This is a genomic window from Clostridium sp. HCS.1, assembly GCF_047900555.1.
Taxonomy (GTDB): domain Bacteria; phylum Bacillota; class Clostridia; order Clostridiales; family Clostridiaceae; genus Clostridium.
Map to the genome: position 1 here is coordinate 2,356,324 of NZ_CP170704.1, position 22,622 is coordinate 2,378,945.

General features: G+C 26.0%; 21 protein-coding genes. 1 reads left to right on the forward strand and 20 read right to left on the reverse strand.

Annotation, left to right across the window (positions count from 1 at the left end):
* Positions 1-94: 94 nt before the first annotated feature.
* From ACFYH6_RS11230 to ACFYH6_RS11320, 19 genes are all read right to left on the reverse strand, one after another.
* The gene (locus tag ACFYH6_RS11230) at positions 95-874 is read right to left on the reverse strand and encodes an endonuclease/exonuclease/phosphatase family protein (protein WP_416179955.1); all 780 of its coding nucleotides are present in this window, start codon (positions 872-874) and stop codon (positions 95-97) included.
* Between the two features lie 25 nt (positions 875-899).
* Positions 900-1,424: a TIGR04002 family protein gene (locus ACFYH6_RS11235; RefSeq protein WP_416179956.1), complete on the reverse strand. Its 525-nt coding sequence runs from the start codon at positions 1,422-1,424 to the stop codon at positions 900-902.
* Complete coding sequence (locus tag ACFYH6_RS11240; protein ID WP_316343469.1) at positions 1,411-2,250, reverse strand: pyridoxamine kinase; 840 nt, start codon at positions 2,248-2,250, stop codon at positions 1,411-1,413. Before ACFYH6_RS11240 ends, ACFYH6_RS11235 begins: the two co-directional genes overlap by 14 nt.
* A gap of 136 nt (positions 2,251-2,386) precedes the next feature.
* Positions 2,387-4,243 carry a molecular chaperone HtpG gene (gene htpG, locus ACFYH6_RS11245; RefSeq protein ID WP_416179957.1) on the reverse strand — a complete coding sequence of 619 codons (1,857 nt, stop codon included), beginning with the start codon at positions 4,241-4,243 and terminating at the stop codon, positions 2,387-2,389.
* Between the two features lie 137 nt (positions 4,244-4,380).
* Positions 4,381-5,793, reverse strand: coding sequence for an aminotransferase class I/II-fold pyridoxal phosphate-dependent enzyme (locus ACFYH6_RS11250; RefSeq protein ID WP_416179958.1), 1,413 nt, complete (start codon positions 5,791-5,793; stop codon positions 4,381-4,383).
* A gap of 38 nt (positions 5,794-5,831) precedes the next feature.
* Entirely contained in the window at positions 5,832-7,049 is a 1,218-nt protein-coding gene (locus ACFYH6_RS11255; protein ID WP_416179959.1) for a M16 family metallopeptidase, read from the reverse strand.
* A gap of 87 nt (positions 7,050-7,136) precedes the next feature.
* Positions 7,137-8,492 (reverse strand): thioether cross-link-forming SCIFF peptide maturase, encoded by a 1,356-nt coding sequence (gene scfB, locus ACFYH6_RS11260; protein WP_416179960.1) that lies wholly within the window; start codon positions 8,490-8,492, stop codon positions 7,137-7,139.
* A gap of 67 nt (positions 8,493-8,559) precedes the next feature.
* The gene (scfA, locus tag ACFYH6_RS11265) at positions 8,560-8,697 is read right to left on the reverse strand and encodes a six-cysteine ranthipeptide SCIFF (RefSeq protein WP_016208429.1); all 138 of its coding nucleotides are present in this window, start codon (positions 8,695-8,697) and stop codon (positions 8,560-8,562) included.
* Positions 8,698-9,183: 486 nt separating this feature from the next.
* The gene (locus tag ACFYH6_RS11270) at positions 9,184-9,858 is read right to left on the reverse strand and encodes a TrkA family potassium uptake protein (protein ID WP_316343464.1); all 675 of its coding nucleotides are present in this window, start codon (positions 9,856-9,858) and stop codon (positions 9,184-9,186) included.
* Between the two features lie 10 nt (positions 9,859-9,868).
* Positions 9,869-11,161, reverse strand: a complete 1,293-nt coding sequence (locus ACFYH6_RS11275; RefSeq protein WP_416179961.1) for a TrkH family potassium uptake protein — start codon at positions 11,159-11,161, stop codon at positions 9,869-9,871.
* Between the two features lie 316 nt (positions 11,162-11,477).
* A complete protein-coding gene (locus ACFYH6_RS11280; RefSeq protein ID WP_416179962.1) occupies positions 11,478-12,215 on the reverse strand; it encodes a YebC/PmpR family DNA-binding transcriptional regulator in 738 nt (245 codons plus the stop codon).
* Between the two features lie 80 nt (positions 12,216-12,295).
* The gene (locus ACFYH6_RS11285) at positions 12,296-12,943 is read right to left on the reverse strand and encodes a YigZ family protein (protein ID WP_416179963.1); all 648 of its coding nucleotides are present in this window, start codon (positions 12,941-12,943) and stop codon (positions 12,296-12,298) included.
* A complete protein-coding gene (locus ACFYH6_RS11290) occupies positions 12,940-14,343 on the reverse strand; it encodes a PLP-dependent aminotransferase family protein (protein ID WP_316343460.1) in 1,404 nt (467 codons plus the stop codon). Before ACFYH6_RS11290 ends, ACFYH6_RS11285 begins: the two co-directional genes overlap by 4 nt.
* Before the next feature lie 15 nt (positions 14,344-14,358).
* Positions 14,359-15,258, reverse strand: coding sequence for a nucleotidyltransferase domain-containing protein (locus tag ACFYH6_RS11295; protein ID WP_316343459.1), 900 nt, complete (start codon positions 15,256-15,258; stop codon positions 14,359-14,361).
* Between the two features lie 113 nt (positions 15,259-15,371).
* On the reverse strand, positions 15,372-17,168 hold the full coding sequence (hflX, locus tag ACFYH6_RS11300; protein WP_416179964.1) for a GTPase HflX: 1,797 nt from the start codon (positions 17,166-17,168) through the stop codon (positions 15,372-15,374).
* Between the two features lie 103 nt (positions 17,169-17,271).
* Positions 17,272-18,438 (reverse strand): DHHW family protein, encoded by a 1,167-nt coding sequence (locus tag ACFYH6_RS11305; RefSeq protein WP_416179965.1) that lies wholly within the window; start codon positions 18,436-18,438, stop codon positions 17,272-17,274.
* Between the two features lie 16 nt (positions 18,439-18,454).
* Positions 18,455-19,858 (reverse strand): MBOAT family O-acyltransferase, encoded by a 1,404-nt coding sequence (locus ACFYH6_RS11310; protein WP_416179966.1) that lies wholly within the window; start codon positions 19,856-19,858, stop codon positions 18,455-18,457.
* A gap of 22 nt (positions 19,859-19,880) precedes the next feature.
* Positions 19,881-20,357: a DUF4358 domain-containing protein gene (locus ACFYH6_RS11315; protein WP_416179967.1), complete on the reverse strand. Its 477-nt coding sequence runs from the start codon at positions 20,355-20,357 to the stop codon at positions 19,881-19,883.
* A 3-nt stretch (positions 20,358-20,360) separates the two neighbouring features.
* Entirely contained in the window at positions 20,361-21,140 is a 780-nt protein-coding gene (locus ACFYH6_RS11320) for a GDSL-type esterase/lipase family protein (protein ID WP_416179968.1), read from the reverse strand.
* Between the two features lie 229 nt (positions 21,141-21,369).
* Here ACFYH6_RS11320 and hpt point away from each other — a divergent pair, with 229 nt between their 5' ends.
* A complete protein-coding gene (gene hpt / locus ACFYH6_RS11325) occupies positions 21,370-21,897 on the forward strand; it encodes a hypoxanthine phosphoribosyltransferase (RefSeq protein WP_416179969.1) in 528 nt (175 codons plus the stop codon).
* Between the two features lie 68 nt (positions 21,898-21,965).
* Here hpt and yunB read toward each other — a convergent pair whose 3' ends face one another.
* Complete coding sequence (gene yunB, locus ACFYH6_RS11330) at positions 21,966-22,622, reverse strand: sporulation protein YunB (RefSeq protein WP_316344190.1); 657 nt, start codon at positions 22,620-22,622, stop codon at positions 21,966-21,968.

Sequence of the window (22,622 nt, forward strand, 5' to 3'; positions counted from 1 at the left end):
CTATATTTATACATTTATTGAATTAAATTATTATAAAAATAAATAAAGGATAGTAAATTATACTAATAAAAATCAGCTTAATTTACTATCCTTATCAATCTATAATTTCTAATTCAGCACTTACAGGATAATGATCAGAAGGATATTTTCCCTTCTTGTTATAATATATTATTTCACTTTTTCTAACATTAAATTCTTCTGTAACAAAAATATAATCAATATGAAGTCCTTTTTTATTTCCTTTAAACTTACTTAAAGTAGACATAGAATATATTTCTTTTTTATTTTCTTGAACAGTTATAAATTTTTTTGCACCATATTTACCTTCGCAAAATTCTTTAATTGCCTTACTATTTGGACTAGCATTAAAATCTCCCATTAATATTGCTGGATAATCGTCTTTTTCATGCTTACTTTCCATATACTCACATATTTTTCTTAGTCCATATTCCCTTGCTTTAGAAAATAAAAAATCTAAATGAGTATTATATACTCTAATAACATTTCCATCTTCTAATTCTATTAAAGCTGTAGTGCAAATTCTAGGATATACAGAATACCATATAGAACTTCCTATTTTATCTGGTTTATCTGATAACCAAAAAGTATTATAGTCAAGAATTCTATGTCTTGTAGAAACTAAAATATCATTTCTTTCTATAAAGTACTTTTTACTTCTTGGAGTCCCTACAAAATTATAATTAGATATTTCTGAAGTTAGATCTTTAAACATTTTATTATTTAATTCTTGAACTCCAATTATATCAAAATCATTATTATTTATAATTTCATATACTATTTCTTTTCTTTCATTCCATCTATTATTAATATCTAATGGAAAATCTGTCCTTAAATTAAAGGTCATTACCTTCATAAAGATTACCTCTTTTTTATAATAACTATTTTACAGAAGCATGTGAAATTTTATCTCTAATCTTTATCTTATCTAAAGAATAACCAGCTACTAAGAATATTATGCCACTTACTAAAGGCTGTATAAATTCTAAATATAAAGTTGCAAGAGGAGCAATAAAGTTTCCTGAAATAATAGCTCCTGCTAAATAATACCCAAAGCATCCAACAAATCCTGCTATAAATACTGCAATAATATTTCGTCTGCAAATTATATTATCTGCTTTAGAAGTAAAAAATATTACCATTAAAGACTTAATTATTATAGTTGGGATAACCCAAATCATTCCACCCATTAATATATCCGCAAGACTAGCTCCAATAGCTGCTGCCACCATTGCATATGGTGTAGGTAAAAGAACAGCTGCTAAATATATAAGGGTATCACCTAAATGAATATATCCATTATTAAATCCTGTTGGAATATGAAATAAAAATGCAATAGTTATACATATCATTGCTGCAAATAGTGCTGCTAATACAATATTTTTAGTTTTGCTACTTGTGTTCATTTATTAAAATCAACTCCTTTAAAAATAATTCAAACATAATTCCTTCTTTTGGATTAGTATGAAACTTAGATGTAAAATCAATTGCTTTATAAATAAAATTTGTTGCATTTTTTATAGAATAGTTTAAATCATGTCCATTTAAGAGAAGCCCTATAATTATAGAAGTAAATATATCTCCTGTACCACTATAGGATTCATTATTAAAATATGATTCCCCCTTAAAGAATTTATCATCTTTTTTATCATAAGCAAAATTATAAATTTTATTATCTCTTATAACTCCAGTAATGATTACCCTATCAGGTCCCATATTGGATATTTCCTTTGCCATTTCAATTACTTTCTCATCACTAGTTTCATATTTTTTATATATTTCACCAGTTAAAATACAAGCCTCAGTTAAATTAGGCGTAACCAAGTCTGCTACAGAAACTAGTCTTTTCATTTTTCTACACATTTCCTCAGTAAAGGTATCATATAGAATTCCATTATCCCCCATAACAGGATCAACAATAATTAATGCATCTTCTCTTTCTTTAGCAAAGTCTAATACTATATCTATTTGTTTTTCTGATCCTAAAAATCCACTATAAATACAATCAAATCTAATTCCTAATTCATCCCAAGTTTCTTTGTATTTTTTCATTTCATCAGTAATATCTAAGAAAGTAAATTTATCAAACTCAGTTTGACAAGATAATACTGCTGTTGGAAAAGGGCAACATTGAACTCCTAATGCAGATAAAACCGGTATTGCTGCTGTTAAGGAGCATCTTCCTATTCCTGATAAATCGTTTATTGTTGCTACTTTTTTAACTTCATTCATAAGTGCACCTACTTCTAAAAGTTATTTACTTTATAATAATCCAAGTTTTTCATTTTGTCTATTGTATCGGTACAATTATTGCAACATAAAAAAACTCCTTTCGGAGTTTTTTATTAAAAATATTTAAGAAGTATATTTATAATCCAATAACCATATTTAATAATTTATTACTTCTATCTATGAAGTTATCCATTTCTTCTGAAGATAACTCTTTGTTAGATAATAAAGCAATATCTAGTATATAATTACATATTAAATTTACTTTTTCTTCTTTTCCTTCTAAATCTATTGAAGATATCTTCTTAATAATTGCATTATTATTATTAATAACTAAAGTTCTTTCTTCTTTAAACATATCTGGCATATCCATGCCACCAAACATTTTACTCATTTCAGCCATTCTTCTTGACTGTTCTGAAACTAATATCATAGCTGGTGTTTCAGAATTTTTTAAGCTTTCTACTTTAACTTCTTTTACTCCATTAGAAATAACTTCATTAAATAGATTTTTTATTTTTTCATTTAAATCCTTTAAATCTTCTGTTTCATTATTCTTTAATGTTTCAGATATATCAGAGTCTATTCTTGCAAATGTAACTCCTGTTTCCTTAGCTTCTAAAAAGCTTATAAAGTGATTATCTAGTGAACAATCTAATACTAGAGCATCCAAGTTTGCTTCCTTAAACATTTTAATATATTGTGATTGTTGCTTCTCATCAGTTACATAAAAGACTTTATTTTCATGCTTTTCTTTATTTTCTTCAAGGTATTCCTTTAAAGTAATATATTCACCATTTAGTCTTCTAAATATAATAATGTCTTTAATTTTTTCATAAAAGCTTTCATCTCTTAAACAACCATACTTAATAAATATTTGTATATCCTTCCAGAAACCATTAAAGTTCTCTCTTTCATTCTTATAAAGGCTTACTAATTTATCTGCAACTTTTTTAACTATATGTTTAGAAATTTTAATAACATCTTTATCTTTTTGAAGGAAGCTTCTAGAAACATTTAAAGGTAAATCTGGGCAATCGATTGTACCCTTTAATAAAAGTAAAAATTCCGGTATAACTTCTTTTATATTGTCAGCTACAAAAACTTGATTGTTGTATAGCTTAACTTGACCTTCTGTTGCTTCTAATTCATGTTTTAATTTAGGGAAATATAATATTCCCTTTAAATTAAATGGATAATCTACATTTAAATGAATCCAAAATAAAGGATCATTATAGTCCATAAATACCTTTTTATAAAAGTCTTTGTATTCTTCATCTGTACAATCCTTTGGTGCCTTCATCCAAAGTGGATTAATATCATTTAGAGGTTTTAAATTCTCTTCTTTTACTTCTTTACCCTCTTCTTCTAAATATATTTCTATTGGTAAGAAGGAACAATATTTTTCTATAACTTCTCTAACTTTATAAGTTTCTAAGAATTCTTTACTATCATCATCAATAAATAAAGTTATAGTGGTTCCTCTTTCTTTTCTATCTTCAGATGGATATATCTCATATTCAGTTCCACCATCACAAACCCAGGTCACAGCTTCTGCTCCTTCTAAATATGATAATGTATCAATTTGAACTCTTTTTGATACCATAAACGCAGAATAAAAACCTAAACCAAAGTGTCCTATTATATCCTTATCTTCATTCATTTTATCCTTGTACTTATTAATAAAATCCTCTGCTCCAGAAAAAGCAACTTGATTGATATACTTTTTCACTTCTTCATCAGTCATACCAATCCCATTATCTATAAACTTTAGAGTTCCATTTTCTTTATTAACTGAAACTAAGATTTTATATTTTTCATCTTCATTTACTTTTGCTTCCCCTAAGGTACTTAATCTTTTTAATTTACTTATTGCATCGCATCCATTACTAATAAGCTCCCTAATAAAAATGTCCTTATCAGAATATAACCATTTCTTTATAATAGGGAAAATATTTTCAGTATGAATTGATATATTTCCTTTATTTCTCTCCATTAAAATCCCTCCTCTTACAACAAAACATTTTATTTAAATAAATATTATATGTCAATATTTACTATAATTCATTTTATCCTTATTTTGGTTTTTATCTTAAAATATATAAACAAATATCATCATATTAAAGTAAAGCTTTAAATCTCTATTATTTCAATATTTTTATTTTCTATTCCAATTACCCTTAAGTTATTTCTTAAATATTCTTCTATTAACTCCTTTACTTCTATAGTAATAATTTCTCCAGGACAAACTATTGGAATTCCTGGTGGATATGGCGTTATAAAGTTTTTAGATATTTTACCTATAGAGTCATTAAAAGCAACTTTCTTATAGTCTAAATTAAGTACTTCAAAAGGTTCTAAAACTTTTATTGGTACTATACTTTCATACATATAATTTTTTTCTACTGAAGCTATATTATTCATATCTAGTTCTTTTATTGCAAAATAAAGCTTTTCAAAATCATTACTACTATTACAAGGTGATAAAATTAATATTAACCCCTTAGAAAAGCTCATTTCTGATTGAATCTTTTTTTCTTTTAAGTAGTCTAAAAGCTTATGTCCACTATATCCATTCTCTAAAGTAACTAAATATCTACTTTTATCTATTTTATAATTTTCATCTATTTTTATATTACTTACAATATTGACTTTACTAAGAGAATTTATTTTATTCTTCCAAAATTCTGCTCTTTCAATAAGATTATCATAATCTTCTTTCCCATAACTATCTAAGTAATATCTTCCATAATCTAAAGATGCCATAATTAAATAGGATGGTGATGTAGTCATAAAAGCTTTTATGTAAAAATCAATATTTTGGTCATCACCATTTACTAATAAAAATCCTCCTTGAGTAAGACTTGGCAATGTTTTATGTGCACTTAATACTACATAATCTCCTAATTTAGCCATGGATTTAGGTAACTCTTTACTTATTCCAAAATGTGCACCATGAGCACTATCTATTATTACCTTTAGTCCCTTTTCCTTAAGTTCTTTTATTATTTCATCTACTTCATAACTAATTCCAAAATAATTTGGATTAGTCAATATAATCCCCTTTGGATTTTTAGCATTATTAAGAGCTTTAAATATTTCTTCTTTCCTAGGAGGTAAAAATACGCCTAAATTTCTATCTATAACAGCCTCAATATAAACTACTTTTAATTTTCTTAAAATAAGAGCATTGTAAATTGATTTATGGCAATTCCTTTCTACTAATACCTCATCACCTTCATTAAAAGCTGAGAAAATTGATGCTAAATTCCCACAGGAGCTTCCATTCACAAGAAAATATGCTTTTTTTACGCCATAAGTTTTTGCTAAAAGCTCCTGTGCCTCTTTTATTACTCCCTCTGGACAATGTAAATTATCTAAATTATCAACTTCTGTAATATCTAAATTACCTAAAGCTTCTTTAAAACTTTTTCCTAAGGAATCTCTTAAAAATCCTTTACCACTTTTATTTCCTGGCATAGATAATATTAAATTCTCTTCTTTATGGTATTTTAATAATTCTTCCAATAAAGGTGCTTTATTCATTAATATCTCCCTTTTCATATTTAATATTTCATAATATTTTAGTTGCTTATTACTTCTATAGATTTATATTTAAAGACTTTCTTAGCTACCTCTAAAATATACTTCTTATCCATATTTAGAAGATTCTTAAACTCTTCAGAATATAATTTATAATCACCAAACATTGTATTATATGTGGATAATTCTTTTGCTAAAATTATATTTTGTTCTTCTCTAAACCATCTTCTTAGTTTCATAGACTTTATAAAATCTCTTATTTCTTCTTCAGTTATTACTTTTTCAAACTTATCTATTTCTTCTATACATTTGTTTATTAATTCTAAGGATTTATCTAAATTCTCCTTTGAAGTACTATAAGTTATTTTATAAAGCTTTATATACTTTTCACAAGAAATTTTAGTTAGTATATCATATACAATTCCATTTTTAGTTCTTAATGTATCAAATAATAATGAATTAACTCCTTCACCAAAGTATTCATTAAATATTCTTAAGGCTTTTATTTCCTCATAATTTAATTCATCTATTGGAAATATTATTTGAACTTTACAGCTATTAATACCATCTCTTTTGTCTTTATATACTCCAAAATTATCTTTATCATAAATAATTTCTTCTTCCTTTTCTTCATAGCAGGAATTTTCCCAAGATTCGAAATACCTTTCAATTATATTTTTAACCTCTTCAAATTCTAAAGAAGAAACTACTGCAATGGAAGTTTTATTAGGTAAATAATTTTCTCTATAGAATTCCTTTATGTGCTCTAAGTTAATTTTTTCTAAATCTTTAGTTGTACCTATAATAGGATATTTTATTCTTCTATTTTTAAAGCTATTTAAAAATAACTTATCTTCACAAAATTGCTCTAATTCCTCATCCCATTCCTTTAGTTCTTCATTTATAACCTTCATTTCCTCTTGAAAGCCTTCACTAGGAAAAGTCGGATTTAAAATTATATCCGAAAAAATTTCTGTACCTCTTTCAAAATCTTCATTTAACATAGTTCCATAGTAAATAACATAAGGAAAATTAGTCATGGCATTTTGAAATCCAAAAACTTTGCTTAAATCTTTATTTACTTCCTGCTCTGTTCTATTTTTTGTACCCTTATACACCATATGTTCTGTGGCATGGGCAACTCCTAATAAATCTTTTTCCTTACAGGCTCCTGCATCTATAGATATTGACATTGAAGTTAAGTTAGATGTTGTTTTCTTATATATAAGTTTTATTTTGTTTTTTAATATAAATTCCATATTAACCTCCAAGACTTATTCTTCTTATTATTGTAATATAAAAGGTTGGTATCTGAACATAAGCAAATACCAACCCTCTTATTTATATTATTCTGCTTTTAAAGCTATAGCACATTCAATTCTCTTCTTTTGCATTTTACAACCAATTTCATAAGGAATTTTCATATCCCCATTAAAGTTAAAGTTATTTGCTTGGCATCCTCCACTACAGTAAAATCTTGCCCAACAATCTCTACATTTAGGTTTATTGTATATATGAGCCTTTTTAAACTCTTTACCAAGATCTTTATCGTATGTATCATCATATATGCTTCCAAGTTTAAATTCTTCTTTTCCTACAAATTGATGACATGGGTATACATCTCCTTGTGGAGTAATTGCAACGTACTCAAATCCTGCACCACAACCTGAAATTCTTTTATAAACACATGGTCCACCATTTAAGTCAACGTTAAAATGATAGAAATTGTATTCTCCATTTTTTTCTCTTTTTCTTCTTGCCATGTCTTCATATAGCTTATCATAATTTTTCATTATTTCTGGTAAATCTTCTTCTCTTAAAGCAAGAGGATGTCCATTTTCTAAAACTACAGGCTCTATAGAAACTTCATCAAAGCCTTCATTTAGCATAGCCATTACATCTTCAAAAAAGTCAGTATTTGCTCTTGTAAATGTTCCTCTAACATAGTACATTTTACCTGGTGTTCTTCTTTTAATCATTTTCTTTATATTTGGAATTATGTCATCATAAGATCCACTTCCATCAACTTTTATTCTTACATTATCATTAATACATTTTCTACCATCTAATGATAATATGATATTTCCCATTTCTTTATCCATAAAATCCATCATATCATCATTTAAAAGAGTAGCATTTGTTGTCATAGTAAATCTAATGTTTTTCTTCCACTCTTTCTCATTATCTCTAGCATACTGTATTATTTCCTTTACAGTATCCATAATCATAGTGGGCTCTCCACCAAATAAATCTATTTCTATATTTCTTCTTGGACCACTTCTTTTTACAACATAATCTATTGCCTTTTTTGCAGTTTCTAAAGACATAACACCTTTATGTCCATTATATTCTCCTTCATCTGCAAAGCAATATTTACATCTTAAATTACATCCATGAATTATATTTAAGCAAACTGCCTTTATATAATCTCTATCTTCCATAGATCCATGGGCTATTTCTTCATACTTATCTTCAGAATATAACATTCCATCATTTATAAGTTGTAATATCTCATCGTAAGCTTCTATAATAGTTTCCTTATCATACTTATTAGCTAAAAGCTTAACTGTTTCTTCTTTGTCTTTCATTCCATCATCATGAACTAAATCATATACTAACTCATCTACTATATGAACTGCTCCTGTATTTACATCTAATACAAAGTAATTTTCCCCTTGTTTAAATTTGTGTATTAAAGACATTTACATCCCTCCAAAAGCTTTTTCAAACAAAAAGTAAGCAGCAACTTTTTGTTGCCGCTTTCTTTAATTAGTTTTCACACTCTAAGTTTGCAACTGTACAAGATGTCTTGCAAGCTGATTGACATGAGTTAGCACATTCCTTACAACCTGGTTTAACTAAGCTGTTTTTGATATTCGTCTTATTAATTGTCTTAATATGCTTCATGATTATACTCCCCCATCACTAAAAATACCCCCAAATTATAACATAAAATATATCTCAATAAAAGATATATTTATCTAATTTTCCACAATTCTAAGTATACATCCATTATAAGGTAATATAATTTAAACTAATACATATTCTATCTTTTAAAAGTCTAGTAAATAAGTATATTTATATTATTTTTCACTCTATAGTACATATTACCTATTATTACTTTAATTTCATATTGATAAAATTTTTAATTTTGTTATTATATATTTATACTTAAGTAGCTTCCAAGTGGAGTGAAACAGTAATTTACAGAGGTACTCTGGAGAGTGATTTTGGCAAATCACTCTTTTTTTATTTTTTAGGAAATTATAAAAATATTATCCTGTTAATAATTTTTTATAATTTCCTTTCCTTCAGTACTAGAGGATATAGATATTATATTCTGGCGACTTGGAGCCTGCGACGGAGCAAAGAATATAATATCTATATCCTTTTTTATTTATGATTTAAATATTCCTCGAATTTTCTAATAGAATTCTTCTTTCCTATAACTACTATAAAATCATTTTCCTTTAATATAAAATTAGGATCTAATTCAATTATAGTTTCTTCATCTCTTTCTAAAGCTATAATATTTAATCCAAACTCATTACGCACTTTAGATTTTAATATTGATTTACCATCTATTACTTTAGTAACTCTAAGTTCCTCTATATGAATATCATTATTTAACTCAATAAATTCGAAGGCTTCCTCATTTAATAATCTATTTGCAATTCTAATTGCCATATCGTTCTCTGGATATACAATTTCAGCACCTATTTTCTTTAATACACAACCTTGCTCATAGGTATTAGCCTTAGAAATAACTCTTTTAACCCCCATATTTATCACATTTAATGTGGTTAAAATACTAACATCTATCTTTTCACCAATACATACAAATACTGTTTCGCAATTTTGAATTCCAGTCTCCTCAAGGGCTTCTTTGCCTAAATTATTTACTACAAAAGCATTGTCAGTTAAGTTCCTTATTTGCTTTATTTTATCTTCATCATTATCTATAACTATAACTTCCTTACCTGCTTCAATTAAAGTTTTTGCTAATGCAAAACCAAATCTTCCTATTCCTATTATTCCAAATTCTATAGATACTTTATGATTAAACATATTTATCCTCCTATCCAATTATAACTGCTTCTTCTGAATAACAAGCATTTGATGGCTCCTTCACTAACCATATACTTGCCATAGTCATTGGTCCTAGTCTACCTATAAACATAATTATAGATATAATTATTTTACTTAAATCTCTAAGGTCTGGAGTAATTCCAGTCGATAATCCTACAGTTCCAAAAGCACTAGTAACCTCAAATAATAATTGAATGAATGTACGATTAGGTTCTAATATGCTTAATAAAAATACTCCGAAACAAACTACCATAATAGCTAGTACAAATATATTAAATGCTTTAAATATAACAGATGCTGGTATTTTCCTTTTATATGCAACACAATTTTTATTTGTAGATGTACTATAAATACTTTTAATTAAAGTAAATATTGTGGTAGTTTTTATACCTCCACCTGTTGAACCAGGTGATGCACCAATAAACATTAAAACAATTAATGTAAATAATCCTGCGTTTGTAAAATTTCCAAGATTATAAGTACTAAATCCAGCTGTTCTTGCAGAAGTGCTAAAGAAAAATGCTCCAAGCCATGATATATTTTCTGTTGCTTTAAGTAATATAGTACCTACTACAAGTAAAATAGCAGTTACAGTTATAACTACCTTTGCATGTAGACTGAATTTTTTAAACTTTTTAATTATTATTATTTCTTTAATAACTAAGAATCCTAACCCACCAAAAATAATTAATCCACATGTAGTTAAATTTAACAATACATTATTTTGATAGTGTATTAAGTTCTGAAATCCACCTAAAATATCAAACCCTGAGTTATTAAAAGCTGCTATTGAGTGGAATATGCTTATTCCTAAGGCATCTAAAGGACTATAATCCCTTGAAAATACTAAATAGCTTAGAATTGCTCCAACTACTTCAAAACTCAAAGTAACTAATAATACAGATTTAATTAGCTTTACAAGGCCCTTCATTGTATCTAAATTCATTGATTCTTTAATTAGTACTCTTTCCTTTATTCCAACTTTTTTTCTCATAAGCAAAATAAACCCAACACCAACTGATGTAACTCCAAGTCCACCGATTTGAATTAATAAAGCTACTACTGCTCGTCCAAATACAGTAAAGGTATCAGCCGTATCAATAGCAATTAATCCTGTTACACAAACTGCACTAGTTGATGTAAATAAAGCATCAACCCAAGAGACATTTACACCATCACGAATTGATATAGGTAACTTTAATAATATAGTTCCAATAACAATTACAGAAAAAAATCCCAAAACAATTATTCTGCCCGGGCTTAATTTTTTAAAAAAGTTCATATTCCTTTCTCCTTTAAGCTATGTAAATAAATAAATCTTATGCTACAATTTATCTTTATTCAACTCATTATATATTCCATAATTTACACTGTCAATTTCCTTATTTTTATTTAAATTGCTAGAATTTAGCTGAAAACTGTAAATAAATTCATTTACAGTTCTTTTAATCATAAAACATTTAAAATACACTCATTTTTATTAATACTCCCTTAATATTTATATAATTTCAATATATTTTAAATCAAATCAAAAAAAAAAATTTGAAGTTGCATAAGCAACTTCAAATTAACAATGTACAATAGTACAATTTAATATTCTATTCATCCCATCCTTCTGGGAATTCAGCATTGTGGTACACTTCTTGAACATCATCATCATCTTCAAGTAAATCTAACATCTTTTGGAACTTCTTAGCATCATCTTCATTAATTTCAGTATATGTATCTGGTATCATCTTAACATCTGCTTCTAAGAATTCTATTCCTTCAGCTTCTAATGCTTCTCTTACTGTTCCAAAATCTTCTGGAGTAGTTGTTACTATAAATACTTCTTCTTCTGATTGGAAATCTTCTGCTCCTGCATCTAATGCAAGCATCATTACTTCATCTTCGTCCTTATCTTCTTTTTCAATAACAATTTCACCTTTTTCTTGGAACATAAAGCTTACACATCCTGTAGCTCCCATGTTTCCACCACCTTTTGTAAAGGCGCTTCTTACATTCCCTGCTGATCTATTTTTATTATCTGTTAATGTTTCTACAATTACAGCAACTCCTGATGGACCATAACCTTCATATACTATCTTTTCATAGTTAACTCCTGAAAGTTCTCCTGAAGCCTTTTTTATTGATCTTGTTATTGTATCATTAGGCATATTTGCAGCCTTTGCTTTAGCAATTACATCTCTTAATTTAGGATTAGTGTCGGGAACAGGACCACCATTTTTAACTGCTATCATAATTTCTTTACCTAGCTTTGTAAATATTTTTCCTCTTTTAGCATCTGCTTTTCCTTTTTTATTTTGTATATTATGCCATTTTGAATGTCCTGACATTTTTTATTCCTCCCAACATTAATGATTATTTTATAAATACAGTGGAATTATATCATAATTAATTTATTATGACAAATACCCTAAATCAACTTATATAATCTATTATTTTCTTTAAAATATATATCTTCATCTTTTTTATTTATTATTATTTTACCATTAGAAACTTCTATAACAGTTTTTTCAATTTCTTTTGATAGATCAAGTTCTGCTAATATATGTACCACTACTTTGTCTGTATATTCAACTTCCTCAATGTGCCAATTGTTCTCATTACATTTATATTGTATTTTACCTAACATATCATAATCCATAGAAAGTAATAGTCTAATACCTTTAACTTTTTCTACTATACCAGCAGCTTTTAATGCAATTGATGCACCTTTTGTATAAGCTCTTGTAAGACCTCCAGCTCCAAGTAATATACCTCCAAAGTATCTAGTTACTACTACTGCACAATCAGTAATATTACTTTTTTTCATTACTTCTAATATAGGTATTCCAGCAGTACCTTGTGGTTCTCCATCATCACTATATCTTTGAATCCCCATATTCTCTCCAATAATATAAGCAAAACAATTATGCCTAGCTTGCTTATGCATATTTTTTATTTCTGCTACAAATGACTTAGCCTCTTCTTCAGTTTCGCATCTTTTTGCATAGCCTATAAATTCTGATTTTTTTTCTAAAAATCTATCTTCTCCAAAATCTCTTATAGTAACGTAACTCATTTAAGCTCCTCCTTAATTAAATTTATTCCTTCAACTATTTTTTCCTTACTTGCTTGGGAGAAACTAATTCTAAAATAATAATCTCCATTACTTGAATCTTTAAATAATATAGCTCCTGGTGTAATAAATAAATTTTTCTTTTTTAATCTATAAAATAATTCCCTTGAATTTATATTTTTATTTTTCATTTCTAAATAGAAATATAACCCTCCCTTTGGATCTATATATGAGACCTTATTGGAAAGCTCTTTATTTATTAATTCTTTCATTAATAGATATTTTTCTTTATACATCCTTTGTTGGTAATCTATATTCTTTTTCCAAAAGCCTTCAGTAATATATAATTCCAAAGCTCTTTGCATAAGACTAGAAGTTGATATATCAGTATTAATTTTAGAACTTTGAATACTTTCATTAAAGGAGGATGGAGTTATCATATAGCCAAGCCTTATACCAGGTAAAAAAATCTTAGAAAAACTTTTAATATATATTACTCTTTCATACTTATCTAAACTTTTCAAGGGCTGATGCTTAATATTATCGTCATATATAAGTTCTGATAAATAATCATCTTCTATAATATAAAAGTCATATTTTTTTGCAAGTTCTAGTAATCTTATTTTTTTCTCTAAGCTATAGCTTATCCCTGTAGGATTATGGAAATAGCTCATTGTATAAAAACAACTTATATTGTTCTTTTTCAAAACCTCTTCTAATTCTTGCAAGTCCACTCCATCGCTTTCCAAGTTCAATTCAAATATATTAGCTCTTCTCCATTTAAATACTGAAATAGCTCCTCCATATGTAGGTTTTTCTACTACCACATTATCATTTATATTTACTATTGCCTTAGAGGCTATATCTATTCCTTGCTGAGCTCCTGAAACTATTAAAATATTGTTTAAATCTAATTTTTCATTCCAAAAAGCCTTATTTATGGTTTTCCTTAAATCTTCATAACCAAGAGCTTCCTTATTTATTAAAGCATTAGCTCCATCCCTATCTAAAACTTTATTAATTACATGTTTAAAATCCTCTATTGGAAAATAAACATCTGAATTGGTTTCTCCAGTAAAGTCAATTATATATTTTAAGTCATCTGAAGATAATTCCTTAAATATTTTTGAATATTCTCTATTAAATGAAGAAATAGTTTCTCTTCTTTTAGCATAAGTTCCAGAACCTACCTTTTGATATGCATATCCATCAGCCTTTAACTTTTTATAGGCGTTAACTATAGTTACTTTATTTACATTCAAAAAATCACAAAGTTCTCTAATAGTCGGTAGCTTTTCCCCATCCTTTATATATCTATTATCTATTAATTTTTTTATATGTCCTGCAATTTGAATATACTTAGGAATCTCTTCCTTAAAATATATTTTAAATAATTCCTTCATAAAACCTCCAGCATGCTAGTTTTTATAAGAATATACATTTTCCATAGCTAGAAAGTTACCTTTAGAATCTCTAAACTCTCTTTTTTCTTGAATAATAATATTATTTTTACATAATACCTTTAATATTTCCTCTATTTTTATTTTAAAATTTTTAAAATATGGATTAATTTTAATATCATAAGCACTTAGTGACCTATTTTCATTTTTTATAAAGTTAATTAAATCCATAGATGCTTTTTCTATATTATATTCTAAGTAATTTTCCATATAATCTAACAACTCTTTAATAGTTATATCATCAACTTCTTTATATATCAAATTCTTAACTTTATCATTTAACATATCATTTAGATTACATGCCATTGTTAGAGAATCTTTACTTACTGTATATCCATTTATGCTTAAAAAAAGCATTGAAAAATTATTTAATGCTCTTAACAAAAGTTCATGTGCAGTATATATGCTTCCTTTTCCTATATATTTTTTACAAATCCCAATTTCTTTAAAGAAGTTACCAAGATATACAAGGTTCAATCTTCCCTTATCAGAATCTATCATATATATAATCTTTTGATATAAATCATTTATTTCATCATCTATTGAATATATCATTTTTGAAGCAATTAATGAATTCTTTATAACTTCTCTTTTTCCTGCTTCATTATAATATTTTTTAAATAATTCCTTACTTATAAATTTTATATGTATTGGTATATCTAATACTTCTGAATAAATATCTCTAATTTCATCAAAATCTTCTTTATATATTACAAATAAGTCTATGTTTGATCCTTCCCAAAGGTCTCCACTAACCATACTTCCAAATATAAATATAGAAAGTATATTATCATTTTTCTTAAGTGTTTCTGTTATTTCTTTATAGGCATTTTGATAATCTATAATTGATTTTGCCATTACTTGCCCCCCTGTTATCTACGATTTCATTATTAAAATAATTATATAGAATATAAATAAAAACTGCAATAAAGTATAACCTTCATTGCAGTTTTTATAAATCTTTATATATTTTAGGATATTATTTTTGTTACAAACTCTTTAGACTTATTATATATCTCATCATCAACTTCCACTAGCATATAACTTCCATCTTCTCTGTATTCTTCTTCTAAAACTCTACCATTTCTATGAAGGAATGAATTAATATCGCTTCTATCATAAGGTATTATATACTCACACTTTTTCATTTTATATGGAAGTTTTTCTTCAATTAATTCTAAAAGTCCATCTAAATTTACGTTTTCTTTTGCTGAAATTTCAATTACTTCATATTCAGAACAAGCTTTTCTTAATTCTTCTAGATGCTCTTCATTAGTTTTATCAATTTTATTTAATACTAAAATAGTATCTTTATCTTTAGCTCCAAGTTCTGCTAATACTTCTTCTACAGCTTCTATTTGCTCTAATGAAGAATCTGAAGATGCATCAACAATATGACATAAAAGATCAGAATATATAACTTCTTCTAATGTAGACTTAAAGGCCTCTACTAAATCATGAGGAAGCTTTCTAACAAATCCAACTGTATCTGTAATAGTAACTACTCCCTTATTTTTTAATATAATTGATCTTGTAGTAATATCTAAGGTTGCAAAAAGCATATCTGCTTCAAAAACCTTTTCTTTACCTTGAACTTCCTTTTGAGCTGCTAAATCACAAAGCTTATTTCTAAGAGTAGATTTACCTGCATTTGTATAACCAACTAAAGATACCTTTGGTATACTCTCTTTATTTCTCTTTTCTCTTTGAACTTCTCTATTCTTTTTGATCTTTTTTAATTGATCATTCAAATCATATATTGTTTCCTTTATATGTCTTCTATCTGTTTCTAATTTCTTTTCCCCTGGTCCTCTTGTTCCAATTCCTCCACCAGTTCTTGAAAGAACTGTTCCAAGACCTTGTAACCTACTCATTCTATATTTTAACTGAGCTAGCTCTACTTGAATTTTAGATTCCTTACTTTTTGCTCTTCTTGCAAATATCTCAAGTATAAGTGTAGTTCTATCAATTACCTTTGCTCCAAGTGCAGCTTCTAAATTTCTTACTTGTGATCCTGAAAGTTCATCATCAAATATAATTAAATTTGCATGCCTACTTTGTCTTAAAGAGGCTATTTCTAAAACTTTTCCTTTTCCTATATAGAAAGCAGGGTCTATTTTACTTCTACTTTGATATACTAAATCTAATACAGGTATATCACAAGCTTTAGTTAACTCTTTTAATTCTTCTAGACTTTCTTTTGTATCAGAACCAACTAAAATGGCTTTTTCACCTTCATCTTCAATAACATCTCTTTCTTTAATTAATTTTTCTATATGTTGTATTTTATCTAATATATGAATAGAAAGTACTTCCTCTAAAGAAAGATTTAATTTTTCTTCATAATCTAATAAATCATTAGTTATTGTTATCATACCTAATGAATAATCTGTAATGTTACCATTATATACACCTATTGCCATAATTGCATCTAATTTAAGCTTTAATAAAGCTGATAAATCTAATGCAGATAAATTTGAAAATCCATTAGGATGAGTATGAATTACTCTAACTCCAGATAATCTTTTTTCTCTTATATCTATCATCCCTACTTCTACTGATGTTGAATCACCAATAGCTACAGAAACTACTTTCCCTCTTCTATCTACAGCAACACTTATTTCTCGTTCTATTGCATGAGATACTCTTGAAATTATATTAATTATTTCTAAGCTACAAACTTCATCCTTAAGAACTTTCATTTTATAAATGCCTTCAAGTTCTTCTAGAAAAGCTTTTTTTATCCCATCTATATTTCCAAATATCATTATATATCACCTTACTTTTATTATATTAACTATATAATACTTTTTCTTTCTATTAATTATGTTTGTATTATAGGTTATTGTCAAGTATTTATGCTATAACATCTTATGTTGATAAGTTAAAAATAGAATCATCCTCATTAAAAGTATTTACATTATATAAAAAGAGAACTTCATTTATATCATTATTTTTTATGAATTCATTAATAGAATCTGTATAATATCTTAAATCAATGAGAAAAATATTTCCGTAATTTTCAGTTAAAAATGGTACAAAATTATTAGCAAATGAATCTTTAATTATTAATATTTTTTTATCTAGATTTTTATCAGTTTCTATCTCTATAAGTGGATGGTTTCCATTAAGAAACACTTGATATTTATCCTTATGTTTAAGTTTATCGCTATTAAATAAGCTTGTATCTTTTTTTTGTTCCATTACATAGTTAACTAACAAATTAGAGTTTTTTGGTATATATATGTTTATTTTGTCCCTATATAGCCCAAACAATCCAACTTTAGAAGATAAGCTACCATAGAAATCATTTGATCCTATTATTTTCTCAAAATCATCCTTATTAGTAGCCTCTATTCCAGAGGATTCACAAAAAGCCTCATAGCCTAAATATGCTCCATCAGCAGTCCAATGATGATCTGTTTTATAATAAATATATTCATTTTTATTAGCTTTTAGCCTATCATAGATAGGTATAAATTTAATATCATCTAATAAATAACTTTTTACCTTATTTATATACTCAATCTCATCATCAACTGGAGCATACAATGGTAATTTCTCCTCTAAAATACTTGTTGCTGTTGGCACTAACATAAAATTAACAAGTAAATCCTCATTAGATTTTTTAAATTCATTAATTACATCTACTTTATTAAGCAGGTCATCATTAGATGTTATTTTAAATTCTTCAAATAATTGGTTGTCATTACCTATGTAAACATTATTTATTTTATTTTTACCTAAAATTAAATCAATTCTTGATTTAAATGAAATAAACTTTTCTCTAATAAAAAATTGATCAGCCATATAACTATTTAATTTTTCTACATAATTATCTGATAAAATTTTAGGTTTTTCTTGTAAATTTCTATTCTCTATTTCTGAAAATTTCTTGTCGTTACCAATTGTATTAGCTATTACAAAGAATAGTAAAATTAACAAAAAAGATAAAGACATAGATATAAAATATATTTTATTAAATTTCATAATATTTCTTTTAATAATAGTATTATTTTTTCTTTTAGTATTTTTCATATATGTTCACCTATTTCTAAAATCTAAAATATAAAAATGGATTATAAGTTTCTGAAACTAAATATGTTATACTTATTATAAATATCATGGTTTTTATAGATACTGTAAGTATTAAATCATTTACCTTATAGTTCTTCTTTATTTGTTCAATTAATTTTTTCAATATATTTGTTGAAATAATTATAGAAATTAAAATTAATAATACATTTGTACTAAATAGGTACTTTCCTAAATTATCATAATTAACATTTCCAAAACCAAACATTACCTTTATATAATCTACTGCTGAACTTAAATTATTTGAGTCAAAGAATACCCATCCAATTATTACAATTATCATTGTGTATAAATTACATATAACCTTAGGAAGTTTTCCTAATATTTTTTTTAGGAATATTTTTTCGAAATATAAAATAAATCCAAAATATAGACCCCAGATTATAAAATTCCAACTTGCTCCATGCCATAATCCAGTTGTTAGCCATACTATAATAATATTTCTAAATTGAATAAGCTTTCCCCTCTTATTTCCTCCAAGAGGAATATACAAATATTCCTTAAACCAACTTCCAAGAGAAATGTGCCATCTTCTCCAAAATTCAGTGATACTTTTTGAAATGTATGGATAATTAAAGTTCTCTAAAAAGTCAAAGCCAAACATTTTCCCAAGCCCAATAGCCATATCAGAATATCCACTAAAATCAAAATATATTTGTAAAGTAAATGATATTATACCTATCCATGCTGAAAATAAAGATAGACTTTCAATGTTAACTAACTTTATTTCATCCAATATAAGTCCTAAGTTGTTTGCTAATATAACTTTCTTTGCTAGTCCAATTATAAATCTTTCTACTCCTTGTCCAAATTTCATTATATTTATTTTCCTATAGTCTATCTGTTTTTCTATATCAGAGTACTTTACAATTGGTCCTGCTACCAGCTGAGGAAACATTAATAAATATAATGAAAACTTAACTAAGTTTTTTTGAGGAATAAGTTTACCTTTATAAACATCCACTATATAGGAAATTAATTGAAATGTATAAAATGATATACCTAATGGTAGAGGTATTTCTATAACTTTCAAATTAGAATTAAAAATTATATTAACATTATCTATTATAAATGAATAATATTTGAAAAATATCATAACAGAAATATTAAGTAATATTGTCGTAAAAAGTAATAAATTTTTCTTATCTTTATTTTCTTTATTATTATATATTAATATCGATAATATATAATTTATTATCATACTAATTATTATTAGCAGAATATATCTAGGTTCACCTAATGTGTAAAATATAATGCTAAAAGTTAATAAAATTATATTTTTATACTTATATGGTGAAATACAGTAAACCAATAATAATATTGGTAAAAACACAAAAATAAAAGCTAAACTACTAAATACCATATTTATTATCTCATCCTTTGCATTATTTATAATTTTTATTAATTATTGTTTCTATATTTCTATTATCTTCATCAATTATTAATATTAAATTGTCACCCTTGGTCTCAAAAATATTATTTTCTGTAAGTGAATATGCATTTGCATTATAATCTTTAAAACTATTTTTTTTATTATCTATAACATTTTTAATTTTATTTTTGTTATTATTTATTAATGTTTCATCTTTAAATTTAATTACTAAAATTTCTTCAGGGTTCATATTGTTTTTTGTTCTAAAATACAAAAAATCATCTACATCAGCTTTAGATATTCCATATATCTTTCTTATATCATCTAATGTCCCTTCTTTAAGATCTTCATTTAAAATCGGAATAATATCTTCTTTTAAATCATCCATATTTAAATCTTTTACTTTTAAAAATGGATATGCCGATATAAAAAATAATGCTACTAAAACTACTTCTATAACGTAAATTTTGAAATACTTTCCTTTACTCATATATTATTCACCTCCTAATATGCTTTCCTTCAATGTATCTAACCATATATTGTAGAAATCATATTTAAAATGAATCCCATCACTTTCATGCAAATCATTTCTATTAATTATTTTTGAATTTACATCAACATACTTAACATTAGTTTCTTCACAAACTTCTTTAATTATATTTCTAAATTCATTTAAATTTTCATTTGTTAACCTATAGTTTTTATTTATTGCATCACCAGTTACGTTTGTTGGAGAAATAATAAAAATTTTTGTGTTTGGTAAAGTCATTTTTATTTCACTTATTAAATCTATATATGTTTTTTTAAAATTATTTGCTGTAAGCTCATCATTTGAATTATCATATTCAATCACATCATTCATTCCATAAAATAGAACTATATTACTAGGTCTTGCTTCTTTTATTCTTGTAATTTCACTAAATGCATCTTTTACCATTCCACCTTTTTCAGACAAAACATTATACTCATTTACAAAACTATAGTCTATTAGCCCTTCTGTAATAGAATCACCTAAAAATAAAGTATCTTTATAAAACTGAAAATAAGTAACATCTTCATGATTTTGAGCTAAATTTTCTGCTTCATATTTTTTCTTTTCTAATATAATTTCATTTTTAATTTTATCTATATCTTTATCTTCATATTTTTTTAATACCTCCACAGCCTGACTAATTGTTTTATTATCAGAAAGTATAATTGAGCTAAAAAAAATACCTCTTATACTTACAAAAAAAATTATTATACTTATTAAAGTTAATATTAATCTTTTCATTGGTAGCACCTCATCTATATTTATATTTAAAATTATAATTTTTTTTATTTTTAATAGGCTACAAAATTATTACACATTATATACATAATTGTTACTAGATACTAATATTTAGTAACAATGAACACTACGTATTTAAAATAAAGTTGCAAATATAATAAAAAATATGTACTATTAAATATAATATTAAATTTATTAACTTTTACATTTTTCTTTAGGAGGATTCACATAAATGGATGATAAAAAAAGAAATATACTTTTTACAGAAGAACAAATAAAAAATAGAATTACTGAACTTGGTAAACAAATAACCGAGGATTATAAAGATAAGAAACTTTATGTTTTACCATTACTTAGAGGAAGTTTTATTTTCGGAGCAGATATTTTTAGAGCCTTAGATTGTAAAGCTAAAGTCGGTTTTATGACTACTTCAAGTTATGGTCATGGTGAAGAAAGTACTGGTGAAGTTAAGGTAGTAAATGATATTCCAGACAATATTGAAGGATGGGATGTACTTATAGTAGATGATATAATAGATACTGGTTATACAATGGAATTTGTTGTAGACTATGTAAAAAAACGTGGTGCTAAGTCAGTTAAAACTTGTACTTTGTTAGATAAACCTTCTAGAAGAAAAGTTGATTTGTCACCAGATTATTGTTGTTTTGAAATAGAAGATTTATTCGTTGTTGGCTATGGTCTTGACTACGAAAGCTTCTATAGAAATGTTCCTTATGTATTTAATTGGGAAGATAAATAAAATACATATATTTACAATAATAAAAAAAAGCTGAATTAATCAGCTTTTTTTATTTCTAAGAAAAACATCTAATTTTTATTAAGTTCTATTGCTGTATTAGGTACTTTACCAACTATAATAGTTTCAGCAATTGGTATTTGGCTAGCAATTTCAACCTCTCTACTTTTTAATGGCACAATTAATTTCATCTTCATATTTACATTTAAATATATTTTATGTCTAGTTTGATTTATTCCAGCACTTTCAAAAACAGATTCATAACTACTAGTAATATTACCAATTTGAGTCATATCAACATTAATCTTAGGACCTAAATTATAAAAAACTAAGCTTTTAGTCATATATCCCAAAGGTACCTTTAGTCCTACTTCTTCTAACTCACCTATTTTATTATTAGATGCTAATACTAATTTTGCTGATAAGTAATTTAGTTTTACCGTATCAGCCCTTAACATAGTTATATTCCCCTCATTATCTTTCTCTGTAATTATCATATCCTTGTAATCAAAATCTTTAGAGTAAATATCTAAGGCTGTTTCATTAATTATAGCTGTGGCTTCCCTTCTAAGTTTTTCTTCTCCAATAGACAATACAGTTGGAAGAATATTTTTATCGAAAAAGTATAAAATAGAATTAAATAGTAGAAAAATGGCAATAATAACCATTATAATCTTAGGGTGTTTAATTTGAAATCGTATTTTAGATCTTTTTGTATAATACTTCAT

Coding starts and splice junctions, on each gene's coding strand:
- ACFYH6_RS11310 (WP_416179966.1), bottom strand. CDS start 19,858: ATGGTATTTAGTAGTTTAGCTTTTATTTTTGTGTTTTTACCAATATTA.
- hpt (WP_416179969.1), top strand. CDS start 21,370: ATGGATGATAAAAAAAGAAATATACTTTTTACAGAAGAACAAATAAAA.
- ACFYH6_RS11250 (WP_416179958.1), bottom strand. CDS start 5,793: ATGAATAAAGCACCTTTATTGGAAGAATTATTAAAATACCATAAAGAA.
- ACFYH6_RS11255 (WP_416179959.1), bottom strand. CDS start 7,049: ATGGAATTTATATTAAAAAACAAAATAAAACTTATATATAAGAAAACA.
- scfB (WP_416179960.1), bottom strand. CDS start 8,492: ATGTCTTTAATACACAAATTTAAACAAGGGGAAAATTACTTTGTATTA.
- htpG (WP_416179957.1), bottom strand. CDS start 4,243: ATGGAGAGAAATAAAGGAAATATATCAATTCATACTGAAAATATTTTC.
- ACFYH6_RS11280 (WP_416179962.1), bottom strand. CDS start 12,215: ATGTCAGGACATTCAAAATGGCATAATATACAAAATAAAAAAGGAAAA.
- ACFYH6_RS11305 (WP_416179965.1), bottom strand. CDS start 18,438: ATGAAAAATACTAAAAGAAAAAATAATACTATTATTAAAAGAAATATT.
- ACFYH6_RS11240 (WP_316343469.1), bottom strand. CDS start 2,250: ATGAATGAAGTTAAAAAAGTAGCAACAATAAACGATTTATCAGGAATA.
- yunB (WP_316344190.1), bottom strand. CDS start 22,622: ATGAAGTATTATACAAAAAGATCTAAAATACGATTTCAAATTAAACAC.
- ACFYH6_RS11270 (WP_316343464.1), bottom strand. CDS start 9,858: ATGTTTAATCATAAAGTATCTATAGAATTTGGAATAATAGGAATAGGA.
- ACFYH6_RS11290 (WP_316343460.1), bottom strand. CDS start 14,343: ATGAAGGAATTATTTAAAATATATTTTAAGGAAGAGATTCCTAAGTAT.
- ACFYH6_RS11235 (WP_416179956.1), bottom strand. CDS start 1,424: ATGAACACAAGTAGCAAAACTAAAAATATTGTATTAGCAGCACTATTT.
- scfA (WP_016208429.1), bottom strand. CDS start 8,697: ATGAAGCATATTAAGACAATTAATAAGACGAATATCAAAAACAGCTTA.
- ACFYH6_RS11285 (WP_416179963.1), bottom strand. CDS start 12,943: ATGAGTTACGTTACTATAAGAGATTTTGGAGAAGATAGATTTTTAGAA.
- ACFYH6_RS11320 (WP_416179968.1), bottom strand. CDS start 21,140: ATGAAAAGATTAATATTAACTTTAATAAGTATAATAATTTTTTTTGTA.
- ACFYH6_RS11295 (WP_316343459.1), bottom strand. CDS start 15,258: ATGGCAAAATCAATTATAGATTATCAAAATGCCTATAAAGAAATAACA.
- ACFYH6_RS11275 (WP_416179961.1), bottom strand. CDS start 11,161: ATGAACTTTTTTAAAAAATTAAGCCCGGGCAGAATAATTGTTTTGGGA.
- ACFYH6_RS11315 (WP_416179967.1), bottom strand. CDS start 20,357: ATGAGTAAAGGAAAGTATTTCAAAATTTACGTTATAGAAGTAGTTTTA.
- ACFYH6_RS11230 (WP_416179955.1), bottom strand. CDS start 874: ATGAAGGTAATGACCTTTAATTTAAGGACAGATTTTCCATTAGATATT.
- hflX (WP_416179964.1), bottom strand. CDS start 17,168: ATGATATTTGGAAATATAGATGGGATAAAAAAAGCTTTTCTAGAAGAA.